This window comes from Okeania sp. SIO3I5 (assembly GCF_010672085.1).
GTDB lineage: Bacteria > Cyanobacteriota > Cyanobacteriia > Cyanobacteriales > Microcoleaceae > Trichodesmium.
In genome coordinates this window covers 55,565-68,076 of sequence record NZ_JAAHHT010000032.1, presented here as the reverse complement: position 1 = coordinate 68,076, position 12,512 = coordinate 55,565, and the positions used below count along the sequence as shown (strand labels likewise).

General features: G+C 35.3%; 5 protein-coding genes. 3 read left to right on the top strand and 2 right to left on the bottom strand.

Annotation, left to right across the window (positions count from 1 at the left end; all coding sequences use genetic code 11):
* Positions 1-1,019 precede the first annotated feature (1,019 nt).
* The 3 genes from F6K40_RS10250 to F6K40_RS10240 all read left to right on the top strand — a co-directional run bounded on the left by F6K40_RS10250 (position 1,020) and on the right by F6K40_RS10240 (position 6,459).
* The gene (locus F6K40_RS10250; protein WP_293135033.1) at positions 1,020-1,718 is read left to right on the top strand and encodes a class I SAM-dependent methyltransferase; all 699 of its coding nucleotides are present in this window, start codon (positions 1,020-1,022) and stop codon (positions 1,716-1,718) included.
* 1,055 nt (positions 1,719-2,773) lie between these two features.
* Complete coding sequence (locus F6K40_RS10245) at positions 2,774-4,030, top strand: glycosyltransferase family 4 protein (protein WP_293135039.1); 1,257 nt, start codon at positions 2,774-2,776, stop codon at positions 4,028-4,030.
* A gap of 422 nt (positions 4,031-4,452) precedes the next feature.
* On the top strand, positions 4,453-6,459 hold the full coding sequence (locus F6K40_RS10240) for a calcium-binding protein (protein ID WP_293135031.1): 2,007 nt from the start codon (positions 4,453-4,455) through the stop codon (positions 6,457-6,459).
* A 1,007-nt stretch (positions 6,460-7,466) separates the two neighbouring features.
* Here F6K40_RS10240 and F6K40_RS10235 read toward each other — a convergent pair.
* Both F6K40_RS10235 and F6K40_RS10230 read right to left on the bottom strand, forming a co-directional pair.
* Positions 7,467-8,408, bottom strand: a complete 942-nt coding sequence (locus F6K40_RS10235) for a calcium-binding protein (protein ID WP_293135029.1) — start codon at positions 8,406-8,408, stop codon at positions 7,467-7,469.
* A 968-nt stretch (positions 8,409-9,376) separates the two neighbouring features.
* Positions 9,377-11,071, bottom strand: coding sequence for a methyltransferase domain-containing protein (locus F6K40_RS10230; protein ID WP_293135027.1), 1,695 nt, complete (start codon positions 11,069-11,071; stop codon positions 9,377-9,379).
* Between the last annotated feature and the right edge of the window lie 1,441 nt (positions 11,072-12,512).

Sequence of the window (12,512 nt, the reverse complement as noted above, 5' to 3'; positions counted from 1 at the left end):
GCATGACTCTTTATTCAACCAAATTTTTTACTCAGAGACAATAAAGTATTCAAGAATTTTCGTAAAGAGCAATAACAGAAATATTTTCATCTTGTCAGAGTTTCTCATATATATGCTTGTTTTTGCCTCATCAAATCTTGCCATCGATTGCTTCTTAGTGTAGAGATACAAACATTTTCATTCTCTGAAGCTCCTGAAAAAAATCGGCGCGTCAAAAGATTTTCCGTTGCATTTTTACACAAATTCTGATATGCTAAAGATTAACTGGGGTCGCTCGCCTATATGCATGACTCTTTATTCAACCAAATTTTTTACTCAGAGACAATAAAGTATTCAAGAATTTTCGTAAAGAGCAATAACAGAAATATTTTCATCTTGTCAGAGTTTCTCATATATATGCTTGTTTTTGCCTCATCAAATCTTGCCATCGATTGCTTCTTAGTGTAGAGATACAAACATTTTCATTCTCTGAAGCTCCTGAAAAAAAAATCGGCGCGTCAAAAGATTTTCCGTTGCATTTTTACACAAATTCTGATAAGTTAAAGATTAACTGGGGTTGTTCGCCTATACGCATGACTCTTTATTCAACTTAGTTTTCTTATTCAGATATAATAAGGAAAATCAAGCTAAAAGATATCAAAAGGGTTCTATAAGTAGGTTGGTATAATCAAACAGAAATATGTTTAGTTTGAGAAGTATGTTTAGTTTGGTAAAATAATCAGAAATAACCTATTTATCGAGCTATTTTATAGCTTTACATTTTATGATATAGCTTGATTGTTTAATGCTCACCCTTATTTAATATTGATAAATTAGTATTTTCCTATCCTACCAAAGAATTTTTATGTGTAGAATTAAACTGCTAACCCAGATTTTCTCTGATTAGTTCAGGCATACTTAATTTTGATTCTTTTTCGCACTTTGTTTCCTGAAAATTATAAATTTGTTTGTGTTTGTACCTTAACTACATCTGCACGAAAAAACTTAATTAATAAAATCACAAAATACAGATATATAACATGACTATTGATTACGAAAAAGCATGGGAAAACTATGCAAAAGAATGGCAAGAAAATCACCCAAAATTAACTAATATAGGAGATGAATGGATAGGCAAAGCAGCCGGAGCAGCAAACTCATTAACAGAGTATGAAAAATTAATAGAAGACAAATTTATCCTACCTTATATCAAATCAAAAGATACAGTATTAGAAATAGGAATTGGTGGGGGAAGAACCGCAGCATTGTTACTCAAAAATTGCCAAAAATTAATATGTGCAGATATTTCCAATTCCATGTTAAATGCTACTAAAAATCGACTTGGTGAAGATCGAATAAAATATGTAAAAATTGACGGAATAACACTAAATCAAATTGAATCACAAGTAGCAGATGTTTGCTTTTGCTACGACACAATGGTGCATTTAGAACCCAGAGATATTTTTAACTACCTAACTCAAATTCCTGCCAAATTAAAAGGGCAAAAACTTTGCATATTTCACCACACAAATACCCTCAGCGATCTAGGTTGGCAAAGATTTCTTAAAGATTGGGATAAAAATCTTATGGGAAAACGAAATGGCACCGCTCACTCAGTAATGACAGACACAATAATGGAAAAATTTCTCTCCCATCTTAACTACCAAATTATTCATAAAGACACTAACTCAGTTCCTAGAGATTGTGTGTGGATTTGCCAAGCACCTGACAAGAATTAATAATTAATAATTAACAATTAATAATTAATAATAAAGGGAATAGCAAAAAATAAATTATCCAATTTTTGAACTAAATCTGGAAAGTTTCGCTGCCTTTATTCCCTACTCCCTCAATTCAGGGTAATTGAATTAGGACTTGCACATAAACACTATATACAGCGTTCAAAAACTCTAACGTTATAGATATGTAGTGTTTAGAACTCAAAAATGCGTAAGTCCTATGTATATTTTTTATTTGGAAGTCCCTAATAATTTAGTAGAATAAAAGTTATGCATAAATATAGTCTGATGTAGTAAAACAATGTTAAATATCTTCTTAATTCCTACAGAGGTACTAAATATTTGACAAAATTTAATAACTCAAAGTCCAGATGTTTAATGGTATAATGAAGTAAGCTAAAAATTCAAGACTAAATAATAATAAAAATTCCTTAATACTCAAATTATTATAGTAATTTTAAATCCTTGATTTCTGAGATGCAGTTGAGAGATTTATGATTCATAAAAATCATCGTTTTTCTGCTGAAATTGACCGACTGTGTTTTTTTTCTAAAAATCTCTTAAACTCATGCTAATTATTTAATTCGTCAATCTTTCATCTTTGAAAAGACAAATCTATCCTATTATGACCTGCAAATTATGACCTGCAAAAAACTTTGCAATCTCAATCAGATTATCAAGCAATGCCAGAATCAAGTATCTCAACAAATCTTGATGATACTAGATAGAAATACCGAAAAGCTTTTTAGTAGCAAACGAAATTTATCAACAGAACCAATCATTGTTTAAATCTCCTCCTCTCAATTCAAAATTCTTGCATTATTAATTCCCTTATTATCACCTCTGTCTAAAGTCAGAGGTGATAATAAGGAAAATATTTTTGATTTTTTTGTTAAACAAGAACGAGAAAAAGAATCCTTAATTAAAAAATTATTGAAATTCACTTAGAACCAAATTTTTTGAACTTTGAATGCGTGAATTTTGAATTAAAAAAATGGTCATATTTGACTATATTTTTATCAACTATTAAACCACAATCACCAATCGCCAAACTTATGAAGGCCCTATTCCTACACCCGAATTTTCCAGCCCAATATCGCCATATTATTACCGCTTTAGGAGCTAACCCAGAAAATAAAGTCGTCTTTGGTACAAAAAATGAACGTCCAGAATGGAAAATACCAGGAGTTTATAAAGCACTATTCAACCCCAGTCGGGAACCCCGCCCAGAAACTCACCATTATGTGCGTCCTCTAGAAAGTGCAGTAATCCATGGACAAGCCGTATTTAGAATGGCAGAACAACTCAAGGCCCAAGGATTTGTCCCAGACGTAATTTGCGGTCACTCTGGGTGGGGACCAACTCTATTTGTCAAAGAAGCATTTCCAGGAACTCCCCTTCTCTGCTACTTTGAATGGTTCTATCATTCTCAGGGTTCCGATGCAGATTTTGACCCCGCAGAACCCCTAACAGTAGATGACATGGCCAGAATCAGGGTAAAAAACGCCCCCATATTAATAGACTTATACTCTTGTGATTGGGGTTTATCCCCCACACAATGGCAGCGTTCCCAATTTCCCACAGAATTTCAAAGCAAACTATCCGTACTCCACGATGGAGTAGATACTGACTACTTCAAACCCAATCCCGGCGCAAAACTGGTACTGCCAAATCTAGACCTGTCTGGAGTAGATGAACTCGTGACCTATGTAGCAAGAGGAATGGAACCATATCGAGGCTTTCCAGAATTCATCGAAGCGATCGCCTATATTCAAGAAAGAAGGCCAAATTGTCATGTAGTAGTAGTTGGTTCAGAAAGAGTTTGCTATGGTAAATCTTTGCCTAATGGTAAAACTTATAAACAAGAGATGCTAGAAAAAATCCCCTTGGACTTATCAAGAGTTCATTTTGTTGGCTCATTGCCCTATGGATTATATCTGAAAGTCATTCAAGCATCAGATGTTCACATTTACCTAACCAGACCTTTTGTGCTGTCATGGTCAATGATTGAATCCCTATCCACCGGTTGCTTAATTGTCGGTTCAGACACAGCACCAGTCAAAGAAGTGATTCAAGACGGAGAAAATGGCCTATTAGTAGACTTCTTCTCTCCCAAGCAAGTAGCTGACCGTGTTGATGAAGTCTTAGACCATCCAACTCGCATGGCAGAAATACGGGAAAAAGCACGCCAAACTGTATTAGAAAGATACGCACTTTCAGATTTATTAAAAAAACATTTGGAACTAATTAATCAAGTTGCCAATCGTAGTCTACCAAAGGTAGGTATAGAGAAAAAAACCTCTCTAACCTGATCAAAACACTATGGCAAAGAAAGAATTGGTTAGGACAATTACTGATGATAAATCTAAAAAGTTGATATGTTTTTCTAACTGTTCCTTGTTCCTTGCTATAGATACCTGAAAAATTAACCATCATATTTGGGAACCTAAAATTAATTAATCCCGTCCACCAATAATGTTCATACTATAATCAATCATTAAAAATGTTTTGCCTGAGAATAAATACCAAGTTGTACATCAAAGTCAATAATGGTAAACTCACAGGCACATAACTCGGCCCAATTATGTCCGATAATTTTCGTAGTTAAAAGGCTAGACTAATACCAGATAAACAGGTTAAACTACAGCCGAATATAAAATTACTTATGTTCTTAGTGGCATAACCAAACAGAACAATTGACCATAAATTTATAGATGTAGAGGAGTGAAACGGTATGGTAACACTAACTAACGGAGACGATTTTTTCGATCAGGAGAACGAAGGAAATCAGATACCTGATACAATTAATGGTATTGGCGGAGATGATACAATATTAACTTCTGTCTTAAGCGGTAGCCTAGTTCGAGGTGGAGAGGGAAACGACTCTTTGCTGTCTAGGGGTATATCTAGTTTTAATACTGAAGGTGAATCAATCAATCCTGACAATCTCGAAGGTGGGAATGGAGATGATACTTTGAACTTCGTTGGTTTAGGAGGTTTTGGATTTGGAGATGCAGGTAATGACACCTTAGAAGTTATTTCCCGAACAACTCTCTATGGAGGAGGTGGAAATGACTTTCTCCGAGGTTCTAATGGAGATAACTGGTTCTCTGCCAATCAAGGTAATGATACAATAGTCATAGGCCAAAGAGATAGCATTTATGGTGGTAGAGATTCAGACACTATCAGTTTATTGTCTAATAATGAAGTACCAGACAACCTAGATTTGGAAAATCTAGCTACACTATCTAGTGCAACAGGTGATGATAACTTTATATCTGCCAACCGACAGGCAGATTTTGTTGCAGCTTGGGGCGATCGCGATATTATCTATGGTGGTAGAGATGGCGATACATTATATTCTTTAGGCAGCCAAGTCCGTTTAAGTGGAGATCGAGGTGATGATGTAATTACCAACTTGAATCGCGAAAGGACAGGCATCGTTCCGGGTAATAGTACCGCTACAGCTCTAATTCCAATATCAAGGTCTACCCTACTTGGTGGTGAAGGTAATGATTTGATTCAAGGTGCGGTAGGGCCATTACAGGACGGTAGAAATTCTTTAGATGGTGGAGTTGGGAACGATACTCTTCGTGGTCAAGCTGCAAGGGATACCTTAGTCGGTGGTGAAGGTAATGACTCTATTGTGACAAGATTGCTTGAAGAAAACCAGGATAAATTTAGTCCTAATTCTGTAGAACTTATACTTCCGGGTTTTTCTGGTGCAAACAGATTGGATGGTGGTGCAGGTAATGATACCTTAGTGGCAGGATTTGTAACTGATACAATGATTGGGGGTGAAGGTAATGACTGTCTGAGTGGTATATTTAACCGGGGAGATGGTGGTGCAGGTAGTGACACCATAGATGCTACTACTACAGGTACTGTAGTTGCTGAAATTACTCTGATTGGTGGTGCAGGTAATGACCGTTTACTAGGTAATACGAATACTGGTGTATCCAACTTCTTCAATGGTGGTACAGGTAATGACTTTATCCAGTTTGGTGGAACTGGGGATCAATTAATAGGCAACACACAAGGTAATGATACTATCATAGCAACTCAGATTGAAGGTAATACATCAACATTCTTGATAGTAGATACTCAAGGTAGGAACACCTTAAGTGGTGGTTTTGGAGATGATTCCCTAGTTACTGGAGCAGGTGATGACTCCATTATTGGTGGTGCTGAGAGTGAAACAGGAAACGATAGTATTGTTGCTGGTGCAGGGGATGACGTTATATTTGGCCGAGGTGGCCGAGATACTATTCTCGGTGGTGCTGGTAATGACTATATCGCAGCAGGTCTTAATGGTACGGGTGACTCATTAATTGGTGGTGAAGGAAACGATAGTTTTGCTTATTTTGCAGTCTCGGAAGACACCAAGAATAGTGTTATTGTAGATTTCGATCCTGCTGATGACCGAATACTACTTCTGGGTGATGGATTTAATTTAGCCAACTCCAGCGAAGGTTCAATTATTGCTAGTGCAGATTTTGTTCTGATTGACCCAGGCGATAACTATGTAAATAGTGATGCTCGAGGCACAACTCCAACAATTATCTACGAACGAAACCCCGTACAAATACCAGACGAAGAAAGCCCAACATTAGCAGGTTCCGGTTTGTTAAAGTACGATCCTAGTGGTAATGGTGGTCCAGAGGATCTAAGTGATGTTATTACTATTGCTCGCCTCAACGGTACTCCAAATCTACTTCAAAGCGACATTTTAATCATCTAAAACTAATCTATTAGAAAAAAATATGAGGCTGTGATTTCTTTTTAATCACTCCTCTTTTTTTGTCTTAATTAGGGCTGATTTGCGATTTAGTAGCTCTTTGAGGCGATCGCTTAAAATTTCAAATAAGACTATCAGGACTTACGTACGCATATCAAATTCTACACCATCTGTAGTGGCGGTTCACGAATCGCCACTACTAGATATGGTAGTTTTGCGTAAGTCCTGACTATAATTTTTTAGTTGCCTGTTAAATCAAAGTCAAACTTATATCACATATATTTAGGAAAGAGTTATTGACATACTCCCGACGTTGCCCTTCTATTCCTCCCTTTCACTCGTGGGGTTAGGGGGATGGACCAAGCGGGATTCTGAGCGCCTGGGAAACCCTGACCGCTGGGCATGACAGAGGTGATGTCCTCCTCCTGTGTTCGTTGATCTTAGACCAACTATAAGTATCATAATAAAATACCTCCTGCGTGGTCTCGGGGAGCGGAACATTTTATTTGTGGAGACGTCTAAGGCTTTGCCCTGGCTTTCATCCCGACGCTCCCCTAATAGCTGCCGCACTTGCTCCACCAACGGGAGAGCGCGGGACTTCCCTGGCGGGAAGTTAAAAAATATAGACTTTCAGATTTCATCATTCCTAATTGTGCAATGTTATCATCAGTAATTGCCAAAGGCGAATTATTTTTTACCTATAGATATCCCCATCTCCCCAAATTCCCCACACTCCCGAAAATAATTATTTAGCAGATCCTAATTAGGGGTTGCTGATTAAATTTTAAAGCATTGATAGATAAAGGTTTGAGCCGATAATGGTCTTTCATGCATTACAAGGTTTTTGCTACGCAAGAGCTGCATAAAGTTAGGATGAAAGGGTTGACTATTGGCAGAAAAATCAAGGGATAATTCTTCCTTCTGCCTCCTCACTCATTTTTTACTCTTCGAGTCTCGAGTCTCGAGTCTCCTGACTCCTACCCTCACCTATAAGATTTTTTCAGCAGCTCCTAATTAGTTTCTGTTTTGATTTCTTGCTCTACTTGATTTTTAGCTTCACTCTGATTTTTTTCCTTACCTTGAACTTGTTTTTCTAATAGTGATATTTGATTACCAATTAAACTTAAAAACGTAGTACCAAAATGTTGAATTTCCAAGAAACTAGCATGAGTAGCAGCAGGTTTATAAACTTTAAAAGTCTGCATAATTCCCAAAGTTGCCGCACTTTCTAACGGACCAATAAAACTTGTATCTCTATCCAAAAAATAAGGTTTACTCGCCCATTCTGCCATTTGTTCAGCATTCAAAAAATAACAACCAGAATGGGGGTTAAGAGTTCTATGAAAAGCAATAACTTTCTCCATAATTTTCCCCTTAAGCTGAGGTTGCTCTCGAATATTTTGAAATTTAGCTGTTATTTCTGGTTTTAAATTTCCATCTATATAAGCTTTTGGTACAGTTCCCAAAGGTGAAACTTCATAACGATTAGGTTGTAGTAAATTACCATTTCCTGTATGGTGATTAAACCATTTTAATTTCACAAAGAACCAAGGATCGTGTAGAACTAAATCATCTTCTAAATAACAATAATAATCATATTTTCCCAGACATGATTTTAGTACCGCTTGACATTCAAATCCTAATAACATAGGTTCTACATTACTGTTGTGGTGCATTAAAAAATCTGACGCTAAAGGAATCTGAGATAATAGGTGAAAACCTTGAGTTGTACAAACAATAATATCCACATCATTTCCGTGGCTTTGATTAGCAGGAATAGCTTGATGTTTGCTAATATCAATTATGTACTGAGATTTACCGTATAAGGCTTTCAATGAAGTTAAACAAGTAGTAATAGCTATTCTGCGCGTTTGTGGGTCTTTCCGTAAAGAACCATGTTGTCCGCTACCTTCAGGATTAAAAAAATGAGGAATTGTAAATAATATTCGCATTTGAGAATTTAGAATTTAGAATTTAGAATTTAGAATTTAGGAGTTATAACTCAACAGTTATATGAAATATAAAAAAGAATGCTACGAATAATTTATCTGGTTAAAAAGACATCTCCGATAATCAAAAATCAAATCAATTATCCTGTATAAATAATCAATTCTTTCCCCCTACTCCCTACTCCCTACTCCCTTTTTTCCAAGAGGTCTAAAGAGTTTACTTAAGACCTGTCTATTTAGGGTTTGCTGAAAAAGTCTTTTTGCTCTTTGTAGTAGTCAGTAGTCAGTAGTCAGGAGAAATGGAAATTTAGAGGTGATAGGAGTTAGAATTGTTCCTCAATTTCTCTGTCCAACTCTTGCTGTTAATACTAACTTTTTGAGGCTTTTTAACTCAAACAGGCGCACTTTTTCAAGACTTAAAAATGCCAATACCTTTATCTGTAAACATTTTCAGATTTAATCAGCAAGCCCTATTTAACTAAAAACAGAGTTTTACTTTAATATAATGATATATAGCAGTCATCGTTGCAAAGGGCGCAGACATTTATAAATACTCAAACATAGACATGGATTACTTTTGAATTTTGAATTTTAACTTGCACGTAGCGTTATATAGGCTATTCCTCCTAACTTCTGTAGGTCGCCAATCCGACGCCTCCCCTACCTAATATCAAGTATCATTAATTAGCCATAATAGAAAAATGTTTTTCTCTTTCAAATTGCTCCCTATTCCCTATTTCCAAAAATATAAATTTTGGGTATTCAAAAAGAAATTATAAATTATATAAGTTCTGAACTCCTTGGAAAAGGATAAGTTATTTGTAGCAAAAATTTTAGTATTTCATATTAGGAGTAAGGAGGGAAGAGAATTTAAAAACATTTGCACTTTAGCTGAAGATAAAACATTTTTTTGTACCGAATTAAGCAGAATTTGATATTACTTTTCTGAAAATCACTTGTTTTTTCAATGATTAATAAAATAGTTCAGGAAGACGATTTTTTAACTCTTCATTTAAACGTGGTAATTCATCGCGCATTTGCAGATACCAATCTCGGCGCTGACGATAATATTGACAAAGTAACCGATTATTTTTTACCCAATTATAAGCCTGATTTACTATTCTTTTTCGGAGATTTTTATCGATTATAAGTTGTCTAAATTTTCTAGCAAAATCTGACAGAGAATAATAAATTAAACCTGTTTCACCATCAATAATTGAATTTTGGTAAACTGTTGCACTAGCAAGCACAGCTACCCCATAACCCGCACATTCAAGAAACTTTAAATCTGATTTCATTTGATTAATTTGATTGTCATTTAGAGGTAATAAACCAATATCACAAGTACCAAGAATCTCTAGATACTTATCATAGGCACAAAATGGATAAAATTCTTTATTAGCTGTATTTAAACTTTTAAAAAATAACTCATCATGGATTACCTTTACCCTAATTTTATCCTGATAATCTGACAAAATTTGATTAATTATTGGCATAATTTCTTTCCAGTCTGCTTGCCTGTTGACAGCTCCGAAAAATATGTTAAGATAATTATTATGGGAAAAGGTGTGCTCAGATAGGGGTAGGATTTTGGATAATTGATTCTGAAAAACTATAACGTTGGAGTTATATTGACGTAAAAACTTAGCTAGAGAGTCAGTAGAAGTTTGAACGCAGTGGCAACCACGATAACTAAGATAATTATTTTCAGCATATTCAGGACGACGTAACGGATTATCGTCAATTTCAGCTACTATCAAATAATTCTTTTGCAGCAAAGACTTAAGTTGATGGAAGTCAGACGGATAATTTAAAATTGTCCGCTGCCAAATAAATACCTTTTCCTCTTGAGGCAACCCCACATTCAAATTAGCAGTTTTAACAGTAGAAATAGTTCTGACTCCAGGAATAGTAGCACTAAACCGATCGGGTTCCCAAACTCTGACAGTACCACACACTTTCGGGTCCATAATTATTGTTTGAATTAACAACCTCCGGGGAGGGATAAGAGAATTGGTGGCGCGTACAATGAAATATTCAGCAGCAGTCTGAGTAGCAAACTTTTTTCTATCTAAACCCAAACCATCAACCAGAGGTTGAGCAAATTGGAGAAACTTTTCAAATTCCTCTCCCTTTTCTCCACGAGTTTGTACTTCATATATTTGTAAACCTGCTGTAGCGAAACATGACTTGAGAGTTTCCAGACTAAACCAATGTCGAACTATTTCCGAATTTTCCCAATTACCTTTGAGCAAATTAATAATTCTGCCCCAATATTGTATATTTGGTACTATTGCCAAAATTTGAGCATCATTTTTTAAGCAACTTTGAGAGTATTTCAAAATTTCAGTTGGGTTAGCGATCGCCATTAAATTTAAACCATAAATCAGACAGTCTACTGTTTTTGGAGAGATATTTAAAGTAGAAATATTTTCTTGGATATTTCCCACTAAAATTCTATCTACTTGTGCAGCATAATTTTTAGGCAACTCTGGATTAGATTCAATACCAATATAATAACAATTAGGATTAATTTGTTTATATTGAGAAGCGATCATGTCATTACCACAACCTAACTCTAAAACAACCTTAGCATCAGCGGGAATAAATTTGAGTAATTCTTGATGAACAGAAGTTTCTGAAAAATAAAATTTAGCTGGAGTCATAAAATCTGATTGAAAGTTTTCCTAATGGTGAAATAAATTTCTCACCCACTATTCATTATATCTATAAGGCAATTTATTAATTATTTAGTAAAAATAAGTCTATTTTCCGAATCAAAATACCAATAATTAACACCTCATAGTCAGAAAAACTCCGAGGTCAATAAACTTTTCCCCAGAAAAATAGGAGTGCAACTCATAAATTCTCAAGTCAACAACAGAAAATCAAGAACCTAATCAGATTTACCCGACACATCTATATATATAGTCAAATAAACAGAGAATTTCTCACCATCAAAAATCCGAGTACCCAGAGATAAATTCGAGAAAAGCACTCAGCACATCCATATATTTAACCACCGACTCTCATCAGGGAAAAAATCAGAGAAACTCCAAGAAAACTCAACTTTTTCCCAGAAAAATAGGAGTGCAACTTAGAAATTCTCAAGTCAACAACAGAAAATCAATAACCTAATCAGATTTACCCGACACATCTATATATATAGTCAAATAAACAGAGAATTTTTCACCATCAAAAATCGGAGTACCCAGAGATAAATTTGAGAAAAGCACTCAGCACATCCATATATTTAACCACCGACTCTCATCAGGGAAAAAATTAGTATACTTTCGGAAATAACCCATCCCTAATCAACAACTTATAGTCAGAGAAACTCCGAGGTAAATAAACTTTTGCCTAGAAAAATAGGAGTGCAACTTAGAAATTCTCAAGTCAACAACAGAAAATCAAGAACCTAATCAGATTTACCCGACACATCTATATATATAGTCAAATAAACAGAGAATTTTTCACCATCAAAAATCGGAGTACCCAGAGATAAATTCGAGAAAAGGACTCAGCACATCCATATATTTAACCACCAACTCTCATCAGGGAAAAAATTAGTATACTTTCGGAAATAACCCATCCCTAATCAACAACTCATAGTCAGAAAAACTCCGAGGTAAATAAACTTTTGCCTAGAAAAATAGGAGTGCAACTCAAAAATTATTAAGTCAGCAACAGAAAATCAAGAACCTAATCAGATTTACCCGACACATCTATATATATAGTCAAATAAACAGAGAATTTTTCACCATCAAAAATCGGAGTACCCAGAGATAAATTCGAGAAAAGCACTCACCACATCCATATATTTAACCACCGACTCTCATCAGGGAAAAAATCAGAGAAACTCCAAGAAAACTCAACTTTTTCCCAGAAAAATAGGAGTGCAACTTAGAAATTCTCAAGTCAACAACAGAAAATCAAGAACCTAATCAGATTTACCCGACACATCTATATATATAGTCGAATAAACAGAGAATTTCTCACCATCAAAAATCCGAGTACCCAGAGATAAATTCGAGAAAAGCACTCACCACATCCATATATTTAACCACCGACTCTCATCAGGGAAAAAATTAGTAGACTTTCGGAAAT